Here is a 20,697-nt window from a genome sequence, read left to right as displayed (position 1 = left end):
CGTGGCGGAATTTCGCCGAAAATGTGGAAAGATCGGGGCAAGAGCTTTCCCGGAAAGCGGGAAGGGGGCCTCGCGGCCCCCTTCTTGATTCTATCAGCGCTTGTCCATCGGCAGGTAGGGCCGTTCGACGGCGCCGGTGTAGAGCTGACGGGGGCGGCCGATCTTCTGAGTGGGATCTTCGATCATCTCGTTCCACTGGGCGACCCAGCCGACAATACGGGCCACCGCGAACAACACGGTGAACATCGATGTCGGGATGCCGAGAGCCTGGAAGATGATGCCCGAGTAGAAATCGACGTTGGGATAGAGCTTCTTCCCGACGAAGTACTCGTCTTCCAGCGCGATGCGCTCCAGTTCCATGGCCAGTTTGAGCAGGGGCTCGTCCCGCTTGCCCAGCACGTCCAGCACCTCGTGGCAGGTCTGGCGCATGATCTTGGCGCGCGGGTCGTAGTTCTTGTAGACCCGGTGGCCGAAGCCCATCAGGCGGAAGGAATCGTTCTTGTCCTTGGCCCGCTTGATATATTCGGGGACACGATCCACGCTGCCGATTTCGGTGAGCATGGTCAGCACGGCCTCGTTGGCGCCGCCGTGCGCCGGCCCCCAGAGCGAGGCGATGCCGGCCGCGATGCAGGCGAACGGATTGGCGCCCGAGGAGCCGGCCAGGCGCACCGTCGAGGTGGAGGCATTCTGCTCGTGGTCCGCATGCAGGATCAGGATGCGATCCATGGCGCGGGCGATGATGGGATCGACCTCGTAGGGCTCGCAGGGGTTGGAGAACATCATGTGCAGGAAGTTGGCCGCATAGCCAAGCTTGTTGCACGGATAGACGAAGGGTTGGCCGATCGAATACTTGTAGGCTGCCGCCGCGATGGTCGGCATCTTCGCGATCATGCGGTAGGAGGCGATCATGCGGTGGTTGGGATTATTGATGTCCAGGCTGTCGTGGTAGAAGGCCGACAGCGCGCCCACGATGCCCACCATCACCGCCATGGGATGCGAGTCGCGGCGGAACCCGCGGAAGAAGAACTGCATCTGCTCGTGCATCATGGTGTGGTAGCGGATGTCGTGCTCGAAGTGCGCCCATTCGTCGGGCGTCGGCAGGTGGCCGTATAGCAGCAGGTAGCAGGTTTCCAGGAAGTTGGAATGTTCCGCCAACTGCTCGATGGGGTAGCCGCGGTAGCGCAGGATGCCGACGTCGCCGTCGATATAGGTGATCTTGGATTCGCAACTGCCCGTCGAGGTGAAGCCGGGGTCGTAGGTGAAAAAGCCGGTATCCTGATAGAGACGCCGTACGTCGATCACTTCGGGGCCGGTCGACCCCTTGAGGATCGGGAACTCCCACGCCTTGCCCGACCGGTTGTCGGTGAGCGTCACGGTTTCCCGCTTGGTGTCGGTGGTGTCGGTCATGGCCGCCATATCCCCATGTCTATCCCGTTGAGACGATCCGTTGCATCTGATCGGTACTTGGGCAGGTAGCCCCGCCTCTTCAACCATTCCCCCCGAGGGCGTCCCCGATCCGCCCCAAGGTCTCGTCGCGTCCCAGGATCGCCGCCACCGCGAAGACCGGCGGCGAGACGTTGGAACCCGATAGCGCCGCCCGCAAGGGCTGCGCCACGTCTCCCAGCTTGAGCCCGGCGGCTTCCGCGAAGCCTCGTGCCTCCTCTTCAAGGGCCGCTTCCTTCCAGTCGCCCAAGCCGCTCAAACGGTCGCGGAGCGCCGCCAAGCGGGCGGCTCCTTCGCCTTCCAGGAGCTTGGCCGCCTTGTCGTTGAGGACGAGCGGCCGGACGCGGGCGTAGAAAGCCGCACTGTCCGCCAGTTCCACCAAGGTCTTGGCCCGTTCCTTGAGGCCCTTCATGCCGGCCGCGAGGCGCGATTCCGCCTCCGGCGCCACGGGGCCACCGACCCGTTCCCGGACCTTGGCCAGGATCAGGTCGGCAAGGCGGGCGTCGTCCGCCTGGCGGATATAGTGGGCATTCAGGTTGGTCAGCTTGGCCAGGTCGAAGCGGGCCGCCGCCCGGCCGACGCCGTCCAGGTCGAACCATTCGATGGCTTGTTCGGTGGAGATGATCTCGTCGTTGCCGTGGCTCCAGCCGATACGCAGCAGGTAGTTGCGCATGGCTTCCGGCAGGAAGCCCTGGTCACGGTACCATTCGATGCCCACCGCGCCGTGGCGTTTGGACAGTTTGGCGCCGTCGGCCCCGTGCATCAGCGGCATGTGGGCGAACAGCGGATGCTCCCAGCCCAGCGCCTGGTAAAGCTGGTACTGGCGGAAGGCGTTGGTCAAGTGGTCGTCGCCGCGCACGATGTGGGTGACGCCCATGTCGTGGTCGTCGACCACCACCGCCAGCATGTAGGTGGGCGTGCCGTCGGCGCGCAGCAGGATCATGTCGTCCAACTGGTCGTTGGCGACCTTGACCTCGCCCTGGATGGCGTCCTGGATGACCGTCTCGCCGGAGAGCGGCGCCTTGAGGCGGATCACCGGCTTGACGCCGGCCGGGGCTTCGGAGGGATCGCGGTCGCGCCAGCGGCCATCGTAGCGCGCCGGCCGCTTCTCGGCGATGGCCGCATCGCGCATCGCCTGGAGTTCCTCGGGAGAGCAGTAGCAGTGATAGGCCTTGCCCTCGGCGACCAGGCGCCGGGCCGCCTCGGCATGGCGCTCGGCACGGGCGAACTGCGATATGGCTTCGCCGTCCCAGTCCAGCCCCAGCCACTTCAGGCCGTCCAGGATGGCGTCCACCGCCGCCTGGGTGGAGCGGGCGCGGTCGGTGTCTTCGATGCGCAGCAGGAACTTTCCGCCATGGTGCTTGGCGAACAGCCAGTTGAACAGCGCAGTCCGGGCGCCCCCGATATGGAGGAAGCCGGTGGGCGAGGGGGCAAAGCGGGTAACGACTGTCATGGCGCGATTTGGTACAGTAGTTCGCGTCGGATGTACACCACATTACATCCCGTTCGCAGGCGCAGCAACCAGAATGCGGATATGAACCTACCGGTTAACTCACATCCTGGCAATCCTTGGGCCTCCGGTTGCGAGTGGCTTCGTGCTGCATTGCGGGGTCCCAGGGCTCAGATGACCGCGGACGCCGACCGTTGGGTGCTCTGGCTGCCGGCGTTGCTGGGGGTGGGGATCGGCCTCTACTTCGCCTTGCCGGCCGAACCGGTCCTTTGGGTTGGGCCGGCATTGGTGGGCGTCGCGCTGCTGGCGGCGCGGGTGGAACGGCTTTTCCTATTGGCCACCGCCCTGGGGACGGTGGCACTTGGGTTCGCGGTGGCCGAATGGCGAACGGCCCTGGTGGCGGCGCCCAGTCTCGACGAACGGCTGGGGCCGGCCCAGGTCGCCGGGCGGGTGGTGCTGGTGGAAAGCCTGGAAAAGGGGCGGCGCGCTCTGCTGGAACGGCTTCAGGTCGCCGGTCTGGGGCCGGAACGGACGCCTGAAAGGGTGCGCTTGACCCTGAAGGGGGAACAGCCGGACTTTTCCGCCGGGGACTGGCTCCGGGTGAAGGCCGTGCTGGCGCCGCCCCGGGCGCCCAACGCGCCCGGCGCCTTCGATTTCCAGCGCATGGCCTATTTCATGGAACTGGGCGGGGTGGGCTACGCGGTGGGCAAGGCCGAAGTGGTGGCCCCCCGCGAGGCCGGGCGGCGCGGTATCGACGATTTCGCCGAGGCCATGGCCGACCTGCGCCATCGCATCACCCAACGCATCCTCGCCACCCTGGAAGGGCCGCGCGGCGCCATCGCGGCGGCTCTGATGTCGGGCGAGCGGGGCGCCATCCCGGAAGACCTCATGGACGCCATCCGGGATTCCGGGCTTGCCCACCTGCTGTCCATTTCCGGCCTGCATATCGGGCTGGTGGCGGGCATCCTGTTTGTCGGCCTGCGCGGCCTGCTGGCCCTGATCCCCTTCATCGCCTTGCGCCATCCGATCAAGAAGTGGGCGGCGGCGGCGGCCATCGGCGGCGCCTTGTTCTATTCCCTGCTGGCCGGGGCGACGGTCCCGACGGTCCGTTCCTTCCTGATGATCCTGCTGGTCCTGGCCGGCGTGCTGCTGGACCGGCGCGTCCTGTCCATGCGCTTGGTTGCTTGGGCGGCGGCGGCCATTCTGCTGTTCCGTCCGGAAAGCCTCCTGGAAGCCAGCTTCCAGATGTCCTTTGGGGCCGTGGTGGCGTTGATTGCCGCCTACGAGTGGTTGGCCGACCGGCGGCGCGAGCGACCTGCCGAGACGCGGCCTCTGGCTTGGCGTCTGGTCGCCTATCCGGCCGGCATCCTGCTCACCACCCTGATCGCGACGCTGGCCACCACGCCCTATGGCGTCTACCACTTCAACCGGCTGGCGCTCTACGGCATCGCCGGCAATCTGATCGCCATCCCGGCGACCTCGTTCTGGATCATGCCTTGGGCGGTCCTGGCCTTCCTGCTCATGCCCTTCGGCCTGGAGGATTGGGCCCTGGTGCCGCTGGGCTGGGGCGTCGACCTGGTGATCTGGGGAGCGGAGACCGTTGCCGCCTGGCCCGGTGCCGCCGTCGTTCTGCCGACCATGCCCGTGGCCGCCCTGACCGCCATGACGGCCGGCGGGCTGTGGCTCTCCTTGTGGCGGCGCCCCGTGCGCCTTTGGGGATTGGCGGGAGTCGCGGCGGGTATCCTGTTGAGCCTTTCCGGCCGCCTGCCCGATGTCCTGGTGGATGGCCAGGGCAAGCTGCTGGCGGTACGCACCGCCGATGGCGGCCTATCCGTTTCCAGCCTGGCGGCAGGGCGGTTCGAGCGCGAGGCTTGGTTGCAACGCGCCGGCCTGGAGGACGAGACGCCCTGGGATGAGGCCGAGGAAGAGGAGGGAGGAGACCGCCTGCGTTGCGATTCCCTGGGCTGTGTGCTGCGCACCGGAGGCCGCAGCCTGGCCCTGGTCCGCCAGCCGGGGGCGCTGCTGGAAGATTGCCGGATGGCAGACGCTGTAATCAGCTTGGTGCCGATCCGAAGGACCTGCCGGGGGCCGCAGGTGGTCATCGACCGCTTCGACCTTTGGCGCGAAGGCGCCCATGCCCTCTGGGTGGAAGGCGATGGGCGCATCCGGGTGGAAAGCGTCAACGGCAACCGGGGGAACCGCCCCTGGGTGATCCGGCCCCGCAGCCGCGACAAGGGGTTGTAGGAACTAGAAGGAAACCACCCGCGCCGGGCGCCGCCTCCTCAACGGCCGCTCGATACCGGCCAACGAATCAGTTCGTGTGTTGGCCCGCATCAATACTTGCGGATCAGTCCCACCAGGGTACCCTGGACGCGGACCTGATCGGGCCCGAAGACGCGGACCTCGTAGTCTTTGTTGGCCGGTTCCAGGGCGACGGCATGGCCTTTTCGGCGCATGCGCTTCAGGGTCACTTCTTCATTGTTGACCAAGGCCACCACGATGGTGCCGTTCTCCGCATTCTCGGCGTAGCGGACGACCACCACGTCGCCATCGTGGATTCCGGCTTCGATCATCGAGTCGCCTTCCACTTCCAGGGCGTAGTGTTCGCCAGCCCCAAGCAGGCTGGCCGGGATTTCGACGAATTCGGTATTGTCGCGCAACGCCTCGATGGGCGTGCCGGCGGCGATCTTGCCCCACAGCGGAAGTTCGACCGAGGCCCCGCGCGGCCGTGCCTGGGTGTTGATGCCGGCCAAACGGAATTCGCCGCGATGGAACAGCGAGGGGACACTGCGGCCGCGGGCCATGCGTCGGGTATAGGGCGCACGGGTTGGCAAGCTGACCCCGGCCCCCATGTTTTCCGGCAGGCGGATGACTTCCAAGGCCCGCGCCCGGTGGGCGAGGCGGCGCAGGAAACCCCGTTCCTCCAGCCCGGTGATCAGGCGGTGGATGCCCGACTTGGACTTGAGCTGCAGAGCCTCCTTCATTTCCTCGAAGGACGGCGAGATGCCGGTGTCGCGCAGGCGCTGGTCGATGAAGATCAGCAAATCGTATTGCTTCTTGGTCAGCATGGGGCGTCCCTCGATTCTCTTGTTCTTCGGATGACGGCTCCGAACGGGCCGCGCAACCTTCCAGCCCGAACAAACAACAAACGCAACACTGTTCTATTTTAGTTCCACGCGAAGGTCAAGTCCTTTTTTGCCAGGGGGTTACCTGGCGTCACCCGGAACGGGAGGGGACCGGAAAATCCCTGGAAATCAGAAGGATATCGGCCCCACCGGCAAACGGGGATAGGCCAAATCGAACCGAACGGATCGCAGGCTGCAAAATCCGGTCATATCGTGTGCTGGCGACACTCGTATCCGCCGCCGTTGAACCGGCCGGGGCTTGGCGGTAGACTGCGCCGCAAAGCGCATGGGCTTCATGGGGATTGGGCCAACGGATGTTCGATTTGTTTCTGAAGTTGATCGGCGTGGCGACCTTGGTCACGTGGTTGTTGTGGGCCGTCAGCATGACCGGCAACCTGCTGGTGCCGCGCCCCGAATTCGCCGGGGCGCCCATGGAGGTGCCGCTCACGCCCATCTACCGGATCAAGCCGCAGCATGAGTGAGCCCACCGGCCGCGACCTCGACGTCTTCGCCGCGCTGGCCATCCGGCTGGCGGACGCCGCCCGTCCCATCGCCAGGAAGTACTTCCGCGGCGCTTTTGCCGTGGACGACAAGGCCGATTCCTCGCCGGTCACCATCGCCGACCGGGAAATCGAAGCGGCGTTGCGCGCCCTGATCGAACAGGCCTTCCCCGACCACGGCATCTTCGGCGAGGAACACGGCCGCACCCGCATGGAAGCCGATTACATCTGGGTGATCGACCCCATCGACGGCACCCAGGGCTTCGTCACCGGCAAGCCCTTGTTCGGTAGCCTGATCGCCCTGACCTACAAGGGCCGGCCGGTGGTCGGCGTCATCGAGACCCCGGCGACCGGCGAGCGCTGGGTCGGCGTCAAGGGCCGCCCCACCCTCTTCGATGGGCGGGAAGTCCGGGTCCGGGCCTGCGCCGACCTCGCGCGGGGCTGGCTCTACGCCACCACGCCCCACATGTTCGCGGGGGCCGAGGCGGAAGCCTTCGACCGCCTGCGCGGCCGGGTCAAGAAATCCCTCTATGGGGCCGACTGCTACGCCTACGGCCTGCTGGCCAACGGCACCGTGGACCTGGTCTGCGAGGCGTCCCTGAAGCCTTACGACTACTGCGCCCTGGTGCCGGTGGTGGAAGGCGCCGGTGGCGTCATCAGCGACTGGGAGGGTCGGCCCTTGACCGTCGCCTCCGGCAGCCGCGTGCTTGCGGCCGGCGACGCGGCCGCCCACCGCGCGGCTCTGACCGCGCTGGCGGGGGAAAGCGGGTGAACGACGGCTGGGTCGGCAGCGTGGCAAGGAACGATGACGAAGACGTCGGGCTGCGCCTGGTCAAGTCCGTCGTCAATCTGGTCTGCCTGTGCCACGGCGATCGCATCGTCTACATCAATCCGGCGGGCGCGCGGATGTTGGGAGCGGAAGGCGCGGCCCACCTGATCGGCCGCACCTTGCCCGACTTCATCGATCCCGACTATGCGGAGCTGATGGCCGCCGGGCTCGACACCTTCGCCGAGGAAGAAAACGGCGTCCCGCTCAAGATGCTGCCGCTGAAGGGAGAGCCGCGCGACGTCAAGCTGTTCGTCACCCGGCTGGAACTGGCCGACGAACCGGTGTTCATGGTCGAGGCGCTCGACATCACCGAATTCATCCGCGCCGCCGAGGCCACCAAGCTGCGCGAACAGCGGCTCAAGGGCATCCTGGACACGGTGGCCGAAGGCATTGTCGCCATCAACGAACAGGGCCAGATCCTCGCCTTCAATCCGGCGGCCGAACGTCTGTTCGGCTACAAGGCACGCGAGGTGATCAACCAGAATGTCTCGATCCTGATGCCCGAGCCCCATCGCGGCCAGCACGACGGCTATATCGCCCGCTACCTGGAAACCCGCCAACCCAAGGTGATCGGCCGCTTGGTCGAGATGGACGGCCAGCGCAAGGATGGCACCCATTTCCCCATGGAGATGAGCGTTTCGGAACTGCGCGAGGGCCGCTCTCGGGCCTTCATCGGCGCCATGCGCGACGTCACCAAACGCAGGGAGTACGAAGCCCAGATCAAGAAGATGGCCCATCACGACACCCTGACCGGGCTGCCCAACCGCAATCTCTACAACGACCGCCTGGCGGGCTGCCTGGCCCGTTCCTACCGCAGCCAGGCGATGTTCGCCCTGATGTTCATCGACCTGGACAAATTCAAGCCGATCAACGACACCTACGGCCACGACGCCGGCGATTTCGTGCTGAAGGGCGTCGCCCACCGCCTGCGCCAGCACCTGCGTGGTTCCGACACCATCGCCCGGGTCGGCGGCGACGAATTCGTGGTCATCCTGGAAAGCATCCACGGCAAGCAAGATGCCGCCCGGGTCGCCGGCACGCTGATCACCTCTCTCACCAGCTCCCTGGACTTCAACGGCGTCTCGCTGACCGTCGGGGCCAGCATCGGCATCGCCCTCTACCCCGACGACGGCAAGGATGCCGAAAGCCTGACCAAATGCGCCGACGAAGCCATGTACAAGGTCAAGGACGCGGGCCGCAACCACTACCGCTTCTACGGCGACTGACCATCCGAAGGAGGCCCCCCATGCGCCTGTTCCCCGCTCTGCTGGCCGTCCTGGTGGCCGCCCCGGCCTTAGCCGCCGATCCGGCGCCGCGCCACGGGCTCGCCATGCACGGCGAACCCAAGTACCAGGCCGGCTTCGCCCATTTCGACTATGTCGATCCGGCGGCACCGAAGGGCGGGAGCGTGCGCCTGGGCTCGGTCGGCAGCTTCGACGACCTGAACGGCTTCATCGTCAAGGGCGATGCGGCCGACGGGCTGGGACAGATATACGACTCGCTGCTGGTTTCCTCGGCCGACGAGGCCTTCACCGAATACGGCCTCCTGGCGGAATCGGTCGAGGTTCCCGAGGACCGGTCCTGGGTCGTCTTCAACCTGCGCAAGGAGGCCCGCTGGCACGACGGCCGGCCGGTCACCGCCGATGACGTGATCTTCACCTTCGCCACCTTGATGGAAAAGGGCCAGCCCCACTACCGGCTTTATTACGCCGGCGTCGCCAGGACGGAAAAGCTGGGCCCCCATAAGGTCAAATTCTCCTTCAAGCCGGGCGAAAACCGGGAACTTCCCCTCATCCTGGGCCAGATCGAGATCCTGCCCAAGCACTGGTGGGAAGGGCGGGACTTTTCCAGGACGACGCTGGAACCACCTTTGGGCAGCGGGCCCTATCGCATCAAATCGGTCGATGCCGGGCGCTCCGTCGCCTACGAGCGGGTGGCCGACTACTGGGGCAAGGACCTGCCGGTCAACAAGGGCAGCCACAACTTCGATACCATCCGCTACGACTACTACCGCGACGGCACGGTGGCGCTGGAAGCCTTCAAAGCCGGCGAATTCGACTACCGGGCCGAGAACTCATCCAAGGACTGGGCGACCGGCTACGACGTTCCCGCGGTCAAGAAGGGCTGGATCAAGAAGAGCGAAATCAAGCACGACCGCCCCGCCGGCATGCAGGGCTTCGTCTACAACCTGCGCCGCGACCTGTTCAAGGACCGGCGCGTGCGCGAGGCTCTCGCCTACGCCTTCGACTTCGAATGGTCAAACAAGAACCTGTTCCACGGCCAGTACCGCCGCAGCCGCAGTTACTTCGACAATTCGGAGCTGGCCGCCACCGGCCTGCCGTCGCCCGACGAGATGAGTATTCTGGAGAAGTTCCGCGGCCGGGTGCCGGACGAGGTCTTCGCCAAGGCATACGCTCCGCCCGGCACCGACGGCTCCGGCCAGATCCGAACCAACCTGAAGGAAGCCGACCGGTTGCTCAAGGAAGCTGGCTGGACCATCAAGGATGGCGTCCGGGCGAATGCCGCCGGCAAGCCCTTCGAGTTCGAGATCCTGCTGGTCAGCCCGCTGTTCGAACGCATCGCGCTGCCCTTCGTCGGGAACCTGGAACGCCTGGGCGTCAAGGCCCGCGTGCGAACCATCGATTCCGCCCAGTACGTCCGGCGCGCCGAGACCTTCGACTACGACATGGTGGTGATGACCTGGGGCCAGTCGGAATCGCCGGGGAACGAGCAGCGCAACTACTGGACCGCGGCCGCCGCCGACCAGCCGGGCAGCCGAAACTTTCCGGGCATCAAGGACCCGGTGGTCGACGAGTTGGTCGACCGGCTGATCGCCGCCCCGGATCGCCAGTCCCTGGTGACCCGCACGCGGGCCCTGGACCGAGTGCTGCAATGGGGATTCTACGTCATCCCCCATTGGCACCTGGACTACGACCGCATGGCCTACTGGGACAAGTTCGGCATGCCCAAGGTCACGCCCCGGCGCGGTGCCCAGTTCACCACTTGGTGGATCGACCCGGCCAAGGAGAAGTCCCTGGAGGAACGCCGCAAAAGCGGGCAGTGACGACTGGCGACCCGTATTGATCTTTTCGGCCAAGTGAATTAAACGGCCAGTCATGCCCTTGGGGGGCCAGACATGGCGAAGCTGCCCGAGTATGTCCTGACGCGCCTGCGTTTCATGGTCATCGACGACGACCCGCACATGCGGTCCATGGTCATTAACATTTTGCGTTCCTTCGGCGTTCGCGAGATCGAGGAGGCCGAGGACGGCGAAAGCGCGTTCGAGCGGCTCAAGGATTTCTCTCCCGATATCGTGTTCTGCGACTGGCAGATGGGGCCCATGGACGGGCTGGCCTTCACGCGGCGAATTCGGGGCAACGCGGATAGCTCGGGCGCCTTCGTGCCGCTGATCATGATCACCGCCCATACCGAAGTGGGCAGAGTATGCACGGCTCGCGATTCAGGAATTACGGAATTCCTCGCCAAGCCGATATCGGCCACCACGCTCTATGCCCGAATCTGTGCCGTGATCAACCGGCCGCGCCCCTTCATTCGGGCCAAATCCTTCGTCGGTCCCGACCGACGGCGGCGGCGCGATCCTTACCAGGCCGGCAAGGCCCGCCGGCAGGAGGACCAAGTCGCCGTCAAGGAAAGCGGCGTCGATGTATCGCAGGACGATATCGACAAGATGCTGGCCGGCTTATAGCTCGGTGTACTTCCGCGCCGAACCTCGCGCCTTGTGGGCCGGGTACTTGGCGGCGTTGAGGTCGATCTTGCGTTCCGCCGCCCGGGCGAGGTCGATGCCTGCCCGCTCGCAGACCAGCAGCAAATAGAGAAAGACATCCGCCACCTCTTCCTCGAGGCGGGCCTTGACCTCGGGACGGTGCAGGTCGGCCTCCAGGGCGCCGTCTTCCTTCCATTGCGCCAGTTCCAGAAGCTCGGCCGATTCGATGGTCAGCGACATCAGCAGGTTCTTCAGGCTGTGGAACTGGGCCCAGTCCCGCTCTTCGCGGAATTCCACCAGGCGGCGCGTCAAATGGGCGATGGTCTCGGGCATCCTCGGTCCTCCCTGTCGGGCTCCATGGGAGCACAGCCGCCCTCGGATGGCAACGCGATTGCTTGCCGGGGGGCTCGGGCTACCAAAAAATTACCCTTGTTCGCCAATACCTTGAAAGGATCGTGCGCCAGGCGGCGCGGACATCGATCCAAGTCATTTGACAGCCTTCGCGGACCCGCGTATATGAATAAACCATAATATATTCGGGTCACCGAAGTCTGGGAGCGGCCATTTGGCTTTCCGGATGGCGCAACGGGGTTGCGTCGTGCGGTCGCTATATGGGTGGGGGCGGAGAAGTTCCCCGCTTCTGGATGTCATCTCAACCCGGATGTCATCTCAACTGAGGAAATCAGGGGAAACGCTCAATGCCCACCTTCGTGCACACCGAGAAGTGCGATGGCTGCAAGGGCGGTCAGGTGACCGCTTGCATGTACATCTGCCCGAACAACCTCATGAAGCTCGATACCGAGCGCATGAAGGCCTTCAATCAGGAGCCCGACCAGTGCTGGGAATGCCAGTGCTGCGTGAAGGCTTGCCCGCAGCAGGCCATCGAGGTTCGCGCCTACCAGGACGTGGTGCCGATGGGCGGCGCCTGCATCCCGCTGCGTACCGATACCGCCATCATGTGGACCATCAAGTTCCGCGACGGTGAAGTGAAGCGCTTCAAGTTCCCGGTCCGCACCACGCCGGTCGGTTCCATCGACCCGTACGGCAACAAGCCGGCACCCGGCAGCCTGGACGACAACCTGCTGTTCACCGAGACCGGCAAGACCCTGCCGACTCCCTGACACGGGACCGTTCCGAGACATATTTCCACACGCGGGAGGCCCGTCGGGACGACGGGTAACCGCGCAGACAGGAGAATGAGACAATGGCTGGTACTTTCGGGGATCCCGAAATCATCGACGTCGAAACCGACATCCTGATCGTCGGCGGCGGTATGGCGGCTTGCGGCGCGGCCTTCGAGGCGAAGCGCTGGGCCGGCGACGACGTCAAGATCACCCTGGTCGACAAGGCTGCCATGGACCGCTCCGGCGCGGTCGCCATGGGCCTGTCCGCCATCAACACCTACCTGGGCGACCAGGACCCGAAGGACTACGTCCGCATGGTCAGCGCCGACCTGATGGGTTTGACCCGCGACGACTTGGTCTTCGACGTGGGCCGTCATGTGGATGCCACCGTGCAGCTCTTCGAAGAGTGGGGCCTGCCCGTGTGGAAGGAAAAGGGCAGCGAAGGCGTGCCCCTGAAGGACGGCGGCAAGCCGGTCCGTTCCGGCCGCTGGCAGATCATGATCAACGGCGAAAGCTACAAGCCCATCGTCGCCGAAGCCGCCAAGAAGGCGCTCGGTATCGAGAACATCATCGAGCGTTGCTTCATCGTGAAGTACCTGCTCGACACCAACGAGCCCAACCGCATCGCCGGTGCCGTCGGCCTCAGCGTCCGCGAGCACAAGCTGTTCGTCTTCCGCGCCAACACCATCCTGAACGTCTGCGGCGGCGCGGTGAACATCTTCCGTCCGCGGTCCAACGGCGAAGGCAACGGCCGCACCTGGTACCCGGTGTGGAATGCCGGTTCGACCTACGCCATGGCGGCGGAAGTCGGCGCCGAGCTGACCATGATGGAAAACCGCTTCGTGCCCGCCCGCTTCAAGGACGGTTACGGCCCGGTGGGCGCTTGGTTCCTGCTGTTCAAGTCGCAGGCCACCAACGGCGCGGGCGAGAACTACGTGATCAAGAACGCCGACATGCTGAAGGAGTTCGCTCCCTACGATACGGCCGCCGTGGTCCCGACCTGCCTGCGTAACCACGCCATGCTGAAGGAAATGAAGGAAGGGCGCGGCCCCATCCTCATGAACACCCACACGGCCATGAAGAAGCTGGCCGAGACCATGACCCCGCAGGAAATCAAGCACCTCGAAGCCGAGGCTTGGGAAGACTTCCTGGATATGTGCATCGGTCAGGCCGGCGTGTGGGCCGGTATGAACATCCGTCCGGAAGAGACTCCGTCCGAACTGATGCCGACCGAGCCGTACCTGCTGGGTTCGCACTCCGGTTGCTCCGGCATCTGGGTGTCCGGTCCCACCGACATCGCTCCGAAGGAGTGGCAGTGGGGCTACAACCGCATGACCACCGTCAAGGGCATGTTCACCGCCGGTGACGGCGTGGGCGCTTCCGGCCACAAGTTCTCTTCGGGCTCCCACACCGAAGGCCGCATCGCCGGCAAGGAAATGGTCCGCTTCGTCCGCGACCACAAGGGCTTCAAGCCCTCGCTCAAGGGCGACATCAAGGCCATCGCCGAGGAAATCTACCTGCCTGTGCGCAACTACTTCCAGCACAAGGACAAGACGACCGCCGAGGACGTCAACCCGTTCTACATCACCCCGGCCATGTTCCAGAAGCGTCTGCAGAAGTACATGGACGAGTATGTGGCCGGCGTGTCCACCTACTACCAGACCAATGCGAAGATGCTGGAAATCGGCCTGCAGCAGCTGACTTGGCTGAAGGAAGACTCCAAGAACCTGCGTGCGAAGGACCTGCACGAACTGATGCGCGCCTGGGAGAACTACCACCGCCTGTGGGCGGCGGAAGCTCACCTGCGCCACATCATGTTCCGCGAGGAAACCCGGTATCCGGGCTTCTACTATCGCACCGACTTCCCGAAGCTGGACAACAACAACTGGAAGTGCTTCGTCAACTCCCGCCACAACCCGGATACGGGCGAGTGGGAGATGAAGAAGATTCCGCACATCGACATCGTCGAGAAGTTCTACGGCGGCCAGAAGCACTAAGCTTCGACTGCCGGGGAATTCCGGAAATCGGGGGGGCGCCGGCTTGACCGGCGCCCCTTTCCGTTCTTGAATAAGATGCCGCGCCGCCAGGACCAGGAAGGAAGATACGCGATGACCGAAGGCTACGAACGGAACTACCTCGACCGCGAGATCGAGGTCGATATCCTCGATGCCACGCGCGTCAAGACACAGAAGAACCCGGTGATGCCGGTCCGCCTCACGGCCGCGGATTCCTTCTGCTTTTCCTGCAAGCGCGAAAATTCCTGCTGGAACAAGTGCTGCCATGGCGCCGACATTACGTTGACACCCTACGATATCCTGCGGTTGTCCAGAAACCTGGGTGTCCGTCCGGCCGAGTTTCTGCTCGAACACACCTTTCCGGCGCTCTGGGACAAGGCCGATCTTCCGGTCGCCAAGCTCAAGATGGCCGGTGAGGACGGCAAGGGGGCCTGTCCCTTCATGCGCGAGAACGGCTGTTCCGTTTACGAGGACCGACCCGCCACCTGCCGCTATTATCCGCTGGGCTTGGCCAGCGTGAAAATGAAGGGCAGCGAGGAAAAGGAGGATTTCTTTTTCCTGGTGAAGGAAGACCATTGCGAAGGCCACACCAAAACCAAGGAATTGTCTGTCAGCGCCTTCCGCGAGGAACAGGGCGTTCCCCATTACGACGACGTCAACCGCGGCTGGATCGACATCCTGATGAAGATGGCCTCCTGGAAGGTGGTCGGCGGGCCTTTCGGCCAGGACCTCACGGCCCAGACCAAAAAGATGTTCTTCATGGTATCGACGGACGTCGATTCCTTCCGCCGTTTCGTGTTTGGCAGCAAGTTCCTGGAGACCTACGACATCGACGCGGAGGCGCTCGAAACCCTGAAGACCGACGACGAGGCGCTGGTCCGTCTGGGATTCGACTGGATGAAGAATGTGATTTTTAACGATCCGACGATTAATCTCAAGCAGGAAGTCCTGCAGAGAGCGATCGTCAAGGCCCGTCAAGACATGGGAGCCTGCTGATCGGCATTTAGGGGGGCGGAAAGGGCATGGCCCTGGGGCTGGGACGCTGGGAGTTGACCGACGACGAGCCGGCGCCGCAGGCGCTGGCCATCGACCCGTCGGGACGGGTGCGCCTGCCGGCGGATCGGCCGCCGGCCCTGGCCGCCTATTCTCGCGAGGAAGGCAATTTGGTGCTGACTTGGCGGGATGGGAGCGCCTTGTCGGTCGCGGGCTTCTTCATGGCCGCGGAGCCTCCCGACCTGCAGGGCGACGACGGCTGCCGGGTTCCCGGTTCCCTGGCCCGCCATCTGGGAGATCCGCAGCCGACCGCCGGCGAGTCGGTGGCTAAGGTCGCCCTGACCGGTGGCGAGACCTTTATTCATCGCGCCGGAAAGTCGGAGGCGGCCGGGCCTGGTTCGGTGCTGATGGCGGGCGACATCCTGGACACGGGCGAGGCGGCCGTGCTTGCGCTGCTGCTGCGCAAGGGCGGGGTGGTGGTACTGGGGGAGGCTTCGCGGCTCGCCTTGTATGTGGTCGACGGGTCCACCCTATCGATGCTTAAAGGCAACATGGTTTTCCAGACGACGGCGGACCCGGGCTTGAGCGTCGACACCCCGGTCGCGACCCTGCGGCTGCAGGGCTTGCGTTGCGGCCTGGACCTGCCCGACGGCCGCAACCTGACGGCGGTGCACATGGGCGGCAAGGGCGAGGCCTCCATCGTCAATGGACGGGGAACCCGCGCCCTGAAGGCGCCGGGCACCTTTACCACCGTAACCTCCTTTGGTTTGGAGGCTTCGTCGGTCGGCGTCATGGAAAAGGACGATGCCAATCACCTGTTCGAGGCGCCCCTGGGCGCAATGGGGATGTTGGAGGGGGCGGCGAAATCGGCACCTCAGGGGCCGGCGGGCGAGGCCAAGGAACCCCTAAGGCAAGCCTTGGGAACGGTGGCGGAGGCAGTCAAAGGCAACGTCGCACCGAAGTCCGGACCGGAGGTCGAACCCGCCAAGCCGGAACATTCCGCCGTCGAGTCTCCGAAGGCGGTCATCAAGGCGGCCATCAGTGCCAAGCCTGCACCGCAGCCCGCACCCAAGCCGGCACCGCAGCCCGCACCCAAGCCGGCTCCCCCACCGGTTCAAGGCCCTGTTCCTGTGGCAGGTTCGTTGGGGCCCGCGCCTCGGAGGGAGATACGCTACTTCCTGGCTCCCGATATGGAAACGGCGCGGCGGGGGGGGATCGGCATCGATTTTCTCTATGGTGGCGCTCCGGACGAGCGCCTGGGCAGCGGACTGCCGGACGGAACCGTGGTGCGTGGCCGCTCGCGGCGCGAGGGCGACGGCTGAGCGCCTACTTCTTTCTCTTTCTCTTTTTTGGCGTCGGTGCCGAGGGCTCGATCGTTTCCGGGACGCGCCACCAGTCCTCGGCCCCTGCCACCGGGCGCAGGCCCTGGACCGAGGGGCCTTTCTCGCGCGGCAGTGCCAGTAGGTTGATCGATACGATGACGCCGAAAATGTTGTCCGGATTGCGGTGGAAATTGTCGACCCGGAACAGGGGGGGCAGATGCCACCAGAGGGCGTAGTCCATCTCTTGCAAGAGGGCGATGAGGGCCGCCGACTTCTCGCGACGGTCGTTTTCGACGTACAGGGCGGGGCGCAGGCGGCGGATGGTCTCGGCAGTCCCGACAAGGACCTCCGACTCGCTGCCTTCAACGTCGATCTTGAGCAGGTCGAGTCTGGGCAGCTTGAGGTCGTCGAGAGCGATTACGGCAATGGCCTCCCTGGCTTCGGCGCCCTGGATATCGCCCACCGAAACCCCGCCGTAATTACCCTTTCCGTGGTAGGGAAAGACGGGAAGAATCGTCTGGCCGGCGACACGGCCGGCGGCGGCGCGCAGGGGCACGACGTTGAGCAGGCCGTTGAGGGCCAGATTACCGCAAAGGACGTTGAACAGGGCACGTTGGGGCTCGATCGCCACCACCCTTCCGGTGGGCCCCGCCAAGCGGGCCAGGGGGATCGTAAGGGCGCCGATGTTGGCGCCCGCTTCGACCACCACGGCGCCGGGCTTGACGAACTGGCGAAACAGCAGGACCTCATCCTCGGAATATTCGCCGTAGAGTTCCAGGCTGCGCCCAACATAGGCATCGCCGCGGAGATACATGAAATGACCATGCCGGCCCCGGCGAATGGCGACGGAGGCTTCGGCGGCGGGGGCCTTGTTCATGGAGGGATATTCCTTTCTAGTCGGGGCGAACGGGATCGTTGCCGGAGATCCGACGGTAGGCCTCGCCGTCACCAAACTCGGCGAACCGCCAGTAGCGGCGGTGCGGGTCCCGGGTGCGACGGGCGTGCTTGATCGGGCACCAGTGCGCTTCGGAACGGCTGGCGACCTCGCGAGCATAAGCGATCACTCCGTTGGCGTACCCGCAGTAGACGCAGTTCAGCTTCTCGATCAGGTTGAGATAGGCCAGTTGATGGCGGTCGAAAACCACGTAGTCGGCGCGTCGTACCTTGGCGATGCCGTAAACCGGAAAGCCCAGGTGGACGAACATCAGGACCAGCAGGTCGAGCAACGCCAGCGGCAGGAAGAGCGCGTAAACCAAGGGCGAGGCCAAAAGAGCCAATACCCCGGACTCGGCAAGGAACCGCCCCGGCCCCTTCCGTAGCCGGCGGTGCAGATCGATCCTCTGCTGTTCGAAGCGGACCTTCTTGGCGACGACTTGGTAGTGGAAGCGGCGGCGACCTTCCTCAAGCTCGCGCTCGAAGGTCTCCTCCAATTCATTGAGCTTGTCGAGGATCTTCGAAAAGTCGACGGGCATGGACGGCTCCTTTACCTCGTCCCCAGGGTGTGCCATCCGGTTCCATCTGGCAAGGGCCCGACGCCTTCACGCAAGATATCAAAGGGTCCTGCACCGCACCGTCTGGAAAATCTGGCCGAACTGGAAGCGTCATGCATCCTTCCCGCCGATCCGACAAACGGAAGGTATTCATTAGATCAGCCGGGCGGCATGGCTTTGCCTCGCTTGCGAATGAAAAGGGCCGTACCGAGCCCACCGTCGTCGCCCTGTTGGGCCATTCCACCGGCAGCGTGACGCGGCGCTATATCGCCACGGTCGAATTGGACGAAGAGGCCGGGTTGTTCCACGGGGAGGTGGTCAACACCCGTGACGTGTTGACCTTTCAGGGACGAACCATCATTGAACTGAAAACTGCCTTTGCCGACACTATCGCGGACTATAGGGAGTGGTGCCGGGAAAGGGGGAAGGAGCCGGAGAAGCCGTATTCGGGAAGCTTCACGGTGCGGATTGGCCCGGAGCTACATCGCCGCATCGCCGATGCAGCGGCACGGAAGGGAAAGAGCCTCAACGGCTTCGTCGCCGAGACCCTTGAGCATGTCGCCTGAGCGCGATTTAGGCAAAAAATCGCAAACCAGTTGAAGCCATGGGCCAACGGCGACCGCCTTGCCGATTTTATCATTCCGATAAACGCTGTATGTCTTCATGCTTCGCCCCTGCCCCCATCTGCATGCCTTCGGCCTTCCCCGAGGGACGTCTTTTCGGCTGCCGAACGATCCACGAAAACCGACCGCGCCATCTCGGATTCGATGACCGCCGCCCAGGCCTCGGCCTCGGGCTTGGTGTCGAAGGTCGCCGTCTGGACGGCGTAGCCGACCTTGCGGACCTTCGCCTGCCAGGCCTTGCCGCGCTACATGAGGGTCGCCATCGCCAACCTCCGGGGAACTTTGGGAGCCGACTGTCCCAAAATTGTCCCAAATCACGGTCTGGCGGGGAAGGGATTCTTTCTAAGTCATTGAAAGAATGGCGCACCGGACGGAATGAAGATGGTCACTGGAAAATCAGGATTCCTTTGCCTGAACGAGGAGAGAGCCTATTCCTCGTGCCAGCCGGTGATCATCATCTTGAACAGGCTGGTGACCTTGACGCCGGTGGTACCCAGGTAGATGTGGGCGACCATAAAACTGACGATGACGATGCCGACCAAGTAGTGAAGCACCGCCACCGGCACCAGGCCATCCATGCCGAAGATGCGCTTCGGGGCCAGGTCGGGCCACTGGAAGATGAGCCCCGTCAGCACCAGCAGCGGCATGAAGAAATACATGATGATCCAGTAGACGATCTGCTGCAGCGAATTGAAGTTCGCCTCCTTGGTCGGCGGATATGGGTGGACCTCGCCCTTGAAGATGCCGAACAGGTAGAACCGGGTCTGGCGGGCGCAGCGTTCCACGAACCCTCCGGGCTTGGGAACGTACTGCCACCAGTTGCCGCTGACGATGTTGGCGATCACGAAGAAGCCGTATAGGCCGGCCAGGGACAATCCGGCGACGTCATGGACCCGCGCCGCCGTGGCGAAGGGAACCAGCGGAAGTGTGGGATCGGCGAAGTGGAGGCTGGCCCCGGTGACCGTCAGGGTGATGATCAGCAGGGCATTGGTCCAGTGCCAAAGCCGGATCCACAGCGGCAGGATGAAGATGCGATGGCTCATGGATCCCTCCTCTTCCGCCCGACCAGGATGCGGATGATGCCGTGGCCCACCACACCGGCGAAGGTCAACCCCACCAGTCCCAGGCCGAAGAAATCGAGATAGGCGTTGCGGGTGGCGCCGATGACGTAGGACTCGCCCAGGATGGCGCTATTCAGGAAGCCGAGCTTGGAGGCCTCTTCCTCGGCGGTCCAGCGGTAGAGGCTGGTCCGGAGCGCGGTGTCCTTGGTATGGCAGACGACGCAATCCTTCTGCGCCTTCTCCTTGTTCAGAACCTCATGGGACATGGCCAGGGTCCGGGTGGTGGCCTTGGGCGTATGGCATTCGATGCAGCGCACCGCCTGCCAGTGCCGCTTGGTGTTGGGCAGCCACTTGTGGATGGCGTCGATGTCGGGTCGCTTCTTGCCTGGAATCAGGATGCCGCCGAATTCGACGAATTTCTTGTCGGAGTCGTGGCAGCCCATGCACATGCCGTTGTCCTGGGCGACGATCTTCGCCGAATCTTTCAGGATCTCCGCCTTGGCGTAGACGTGGGCGTTGTGGCAGGTGTTGCAGGTGAACTTGTCCTTCAGCTTCTTGGCGTGGGTACTTTTCGCCACCTGCTCCTCGACCCGCCAAGTCTGCTGGGCGTGGCACTCGTTGCACTCCAGGGTCCTGGCCTTTTCCTTCACGGCTCCGGCGTGGGGATATTCCCGATAGGCGCCCAGATGGCAGGTCTTGCAGGCCATGCCGGCGTGATTGGACTTGGCGTAAGCCTCGGGATCGGTCAGAGCTTGGCCAAGCTTGACCAAATCCATGCCCTCACGGGGCGGCCGGCGCAACGCGGCCTCGACATGGCATTCCAGGCATTCCGCGTTCCATTTGCGGACCTGCTCGATGGTTTCCGGGTCCTTGGGTGCGGCGCCCAGGGTCTGTGCCCAGGCCGGCCCCGCCAGCAGCAAGGCGGCCAGAAGAAGCAGCGCGACCCCGACCGGGCGATGGTGCAGAGCGGTGATCATCTCTCCCCCTTGGAGCCGTTC

19 protein-coding genes are annotated in these 20,697 nt (G+C 64.4%); 11 read left to right on the top strand and 8 right to left on the bottom strand.

What is annotated here, in order from left to right:
- Nucleotides 1-93 precede the first annotated feature (93 nt).
- Both gltA and gltX read right to left on the bottom strand, forming a co-directional pair.
- Nucleotides 94-1,407, bottom strand: a complete 1,314-nt coding sequence (gene gltA / locus H7841_02805) for a citrate synthase (GenBank protein ID MEO5335813.1) — start codon at nt 1,405-1,407, stop codon at nt 94-96.
- 79 nt (nt 1,408-1,486) lie between these two features.
- On the bottom strand, nt 1,487-2,896 hold the full coding sequence (gene gltX, locus H7841_02800; protein ID MEO5335812.1) for a glutamate--tRNA ligase: 1,410 nt from the start codon (nt 2,894-2,896) through the stop codon (nt 1,487-1,489).
- Nucleotides 2,897-3,067: 171 nt separating this feature from the next.
- On the opposite strand from gltX, the gene H7841_02795 reads away from it, so the two are divergent.
- On the top strand, nt 3,068-5,137 hold the full coding sequence (locus H7841_02795; protein MEO5335811.1) for a ComEC family competence protein: 2,070 nt from the start codon (nt 3,068-3,070) through the stop codon (nt 5,135-5,137).
- Nucleotides 5,138-5,226: 89 nt separating this feature from the next.
- On the opposite strand, the gene lexA is transcribed toward H7841_02795, so the two are convergent.
- Nucleotides 5,227-5,961, bottom strand: coding sequence for a transcriptional repressor LexA (lexA, locus tag H7841_02790; protein ID MEO5335810.1), 735 nt, complete (start codon nt 5,959-5,961; stop codon nt 5,227-5,229).
- 371 nt (nt 5,962-6,332) lie between these two features.
- Here lexA and H7841_02785 point away from each other — a divergent pair, with 371 nt between their 5' ends.
- The 5 genes from H7841_02785 (at nt 6,333) to H7841_02765 (ending at nt 11,053) form a co-directional block, all read left to right on the top strand.
- The gene (locus H7841_02785) at nt 6,333-6,500 is read left to right on the top strand and encodes a hypothetical protein (protein MEO5335809.1); all 168 of its coding nucleotides are present in this window, start codon (nt 6,333-6,335) and stop codon (nt 6,498-6,500) included.
- Nucleotides 6,493-7,290 (top strand): histidinol-phosphatase, encoded by a 798-nt coding sequence (gene hisN, locus H7841_02780; GenBank protein MEO5335808.1) that lies wholly within the window; start codon nt 6,493-6,495, stop codon nt 7,288-7,290. Before H7841_02785 ends, hisN begins: the two co-directional genes overlap by 8 nt.
- Nucleotides 7,287-8,573 (top strand): diguanylate cyclase, encoded by a 1,287-nt coding sequence (locus H7841_02775; GenBank protein MEO5335807.1) that lies wholly within the window; start codon nt 7,287-7,289, stop codon nt 8,571-8,573. The genes hisN and H7841_02775 overlap by 4 nt, the downstream gene beginning before the upstream one ends.
- A gap of 20 nt (nt 8,574-8,593) precedes the next feature.
- Nucleotides 8,594-10,411: an extracellular solute-binding protein gene (locus tag H7841_02770; protein ID MEO5335806.1), complete on the top strand. Its 1,818-nt coding sequence runs from the start codon at nt 8,594-8,596 to the stop codon at nt 10,409-10,411.
- Nucleotides 10,412-10,483: 72 nt separating this feature from the next.
- Nucleotides 10,484-11,053, top strand: coding sequence for a response regulator (locus H7841_02765; protein MEO5335805.1), 570 nt, complete (start codon nt 10,484-10,486; stop codon nt 11,051-11,053).
- On the opposite strand, the gene H7841_02760 is transcribed toward H7841_02765, so the two are convergent.
- Nucleotides 11,048-11,404, bottom strand: coding sequence for a nucleotide pyrophosphohydrolase (locus H7841_02760; GenBank protein ID MEO5335804.1), 357 nt, complete (start codon nt 11,402-11,404; stop codon nt 11,048-11,050). The genes H7841_02765 and H7841_02760 overlap by 6 nt on opposite strands.
- Nucleotides 11,405-11,769: 365 nt before the next feature.
- Between H7841_02760 and aprB the strand changes: the two genes are divergently transcribed.
- The 4 genes from aprB (at nt 11,770) to H7841_02740 (ending at nt 16,525) form a co-directional block, all read left to right on the top strand.
- Nucleotides 11,770-12,192: an adenylyl-sulfate reductase subunit beta gene (aprB, locus tag H7841_02755; protein MEO5335803.1), complete on the top strand. Its 423-nt coding sequence runs from the start codon at nt 11,770-11,772 to the stop codon at nt 12,190-12,192.
- Between the two features lie 83 nt (nt 12,193-12,275).
- Nucleotides 12,276-14,192, top strand: a complete 1,917-nt coding sequence (gene aprA, locus H7841_02750; protein MEO5335802.1) for an adenylyl-sulfate reductase subunit alpha — start codon at nt 12,276-12,278, stop codon at nt 14,190-14,192.
- Between the two features lie 111 nt (nt 14,193-14,303).
- Nucleotides 14,304-15,206, top strand: coding sequence for a YkgJ family cysteine cluster protein (locus H7841_02745; protein MEO5335801.1), 903 nt, complete (start codon nt 14,304-14,306; stop codon nt 15,204-15,206).
- 26 nt (nt 15,207-15,232) lie between these two features.
- Nucleotides 15,233-16,525 carry a FecR family protein gene (locus H7841_02740; protein ID MEO5335800.1) on the top strand — a complete coding sequence of 431 codons (1,293 nt, stop codon included), beginning with the start codon at nt 15,233-15,235 and terminating at the stop codon, nt 16,523-16,525.
- 4 nt (nt 16,526-16,529) lie between these two features.
- Here H7841_02740 and H7841_02735 read toward each other — a convergent pair whose 3' ends face one another.
- Nucleotides 16,530-17,402 (bottom strand): FkbM family methyltransferase, encoded by an 873-nt coding sequence (locus H7841_02735; GenBank protein MEO5335799.1) that lies wholly within the window; start codon nt 17,400-17,402, stop codon nt 16,530-16,532.
- 16 nt (nt 17,403-17,418) lie between these two features.
- Nucleotides 17,419-17,997: a hypothetical protein gene (locus H7841_02730; protein ID MEO5335798.1), complete on the bottom strand. Its 579-nt coding sequence runs from the start codon at nt 17,995-17,997 to the stop codon at nt 17,419-17,421.
- Between the two features lie 131 nt (nt 17,998-18,128).
- Here H7841_02730 and H7841_02725 point away from each other — a divergent pair, with 131 nt between their 5' ends.
- Nucleotides 18,129-18,581 (top strand): toxin-antitoxin system HicB family antitoxin, encoded by a 453-nt coding sequence (locus tag H7841_02725; protein ID MEO5335797.1) that lies wholly within the window; start codon nt 18,129-18,131, stop codon nt 18,579-18,581.
- A gap of 485 nt (nt 18,582-19,066) precedes the next feature.
- Here H7841_02725 and H7841_02720 read toward each other — a convergent pair whose 3' ends face one another.
- Both H7841_02720 and H7841_02715 read right to left on the bottom strand, forming a co-directional pair.
- Nucleotides 19,067-19,681 carry a cytochrome b/b6 domain-containing protein gene (locus H7841_02720; protein ID MEO5335796.1) on the bottom strand — a complete coding sequence of 205 codons (615 nt, stop codon included), beginning with the start codon at nt 19,679-19,681 and terminating at the stop codon, nt 19,067-19,069.
- Nucleotides 19,678-20,676: a hypothetical protein gene (locus H7841_02715; GenBank protein MEO5335795.1), complete on the bottom strand. Its 999-nt coding sequence runs from the start codon at nt 20,674-20,676 to the stop codon at nt 19,678-19,680. The genes H7841_02720 and H7841_02715 overlap by 4 nt, the downstream gene beginning before the upstream one ends.
- Nucleotides 20,677-20,697 lie beyond the last annotated feature (21 nt).

It is taken from the genome of Magnetospirillum sp. WYHS-4 (assembly GCA_039908345.1).
GTDB lineage: Bacteria > Pseudomonadota > Alphaproteobacteria > Rhodospirillales > GLO-3 > JAMOBD01.
Note: the sequence above shows the minus strand (reverse complement) of the source record. Positions and strands in the feature narration are given on the sequence as shown.

What these genes read in the sequence shown, in the direction of transcription:
- gltA (MEO5335813.1), bottom strand. Translation starts at nt 1,407, where the DNA reads ATGACCGACACCACCGACACCAAGCGGGAAACCGTGACGCTCACCGAC.
- gltX (MEO5335812.1), bottom strand. Translation starts at nt 2,896, where the DNA reads ATGACAGTCGTTACCCGCTTTGCCCCCTCGCCCACCGGCTTCCTCCAT.
- H7841_02795 (MEO5335811.1), top strand. Translation starts at nt 3,068, where the DNA reads ATGACCGCGGACGCCGACCGTTGGGTGCTCTGGCTGCCGGCGTTGCTG.
- lexA (MEO5335810.1), bottom strand. Translation starts at nt 5,961, where the DNA reads ATGCTGACCAAGAAGCAATACGATTTGCTGATCTTCATCGACCAGCGC.
- H7841_02785 (MEO5335809.1), top strand. Translation starts at nt 6,333, where the DNA reads ATGTTCGATTTGTTTCTGAAGTTGATCGGCGTGGCGACCTTGGTCACG.
- hisN (MEO5335808.1), top strand. Translation starts at nt 6,493, where the DNA reads ATGAGTGAGCCCACCGGCCGCGACCTCGACGTCTTCGCCGCGCTGGCC.
- H7841_02770 (MEO5335806.1), top strand. Translation starts at nt 8,594, where the DNA reads ATGCGCCTGTTCCCCGCTCTGCTGGCCGTCCTGGTGGCCGCCCCGGCC.
- H7841_02765 (MEO5335805.1), top strand. Translation starts at nt 10,484, where the DNA reads ATGGCGAAGCTGCCCGAGTATGTCCTGACGCGCCTGCGTTTCATGGTC.
- H7841_02760 (MEO5335804.1), bottom strand. Translation starts at nt 11,404, where the DNA reads ATGCCCGAGACCATCGCCCATTTGACGCGCCGCCTGGTGGAATTCCGC.
- aprB (MEO5335803.1), top strand. Translation starts at nt 11,770, where the DNA reads ATGCCCACCTTCGTGCACACCGAGAAGTGCGATGGCTGCAAGGGCGGT.
- aprA (MEO5335802.1), top strand. Translation starts at nt 12,276, where the DNA reads ATGGCTGGTACTTTCGGGGATCCCGAAATCATCGACGTCGAAACCGAC.
- H7841_02745 (MEO5335801.1), top strand. Translation starts at nt 14,304, where the DNA reads ATGACCGAAGGCTACGAACGGAACTACCTCGACCGCGAGATCGAGGTC.
- H7841_02740 (MEO5335800.1), top strand. Translation starts at nt 15,233, where the DNA reads ATGGCCCTGGGGCTGGGACGCTGGGAGTTGACCGACGACGAGCCGGCG.
- H7841_02735 (MEO5335799.1), bottom strand. Translation starts at nt 17,402, where the DNA reads ATGAACAAGGCCCCCGCCGCCGAAGCCTCCGTCGCCATTCGCCGGGGC.
- H7841_02730 (MEO5335798.1), bottom strand. Translation starts at nt 17,997, where the DNA reads ATGCCCGTCGACTTTTCGAAGATCCTCGACAAGCTCAATGAATTGGAG.
- H7841_02725 (MEO5335797.1), top strand. Translation starts at nt 18,129, where the DNA reads ATGCATCCTTCCCGCCGATCCGACAAACGGAAGGTATTCATTAGATCA.
- H7841_02720 (MEO5335796.1), bottom strand. Translation starts at nt 19,681, where the DNA reads ATGAGCCATCGCATCTTCATCCTGCCGCTGTGGATCCGGCTTTGGCAC.
- H7841_02715 (MEO5335795.1), bottom strand. Translation starts at nt 20,676, where the DNA reads ATGATCACCGCTCTGCACCATCGCCCGGTCGGGGTCGCGCTGCTTCTT.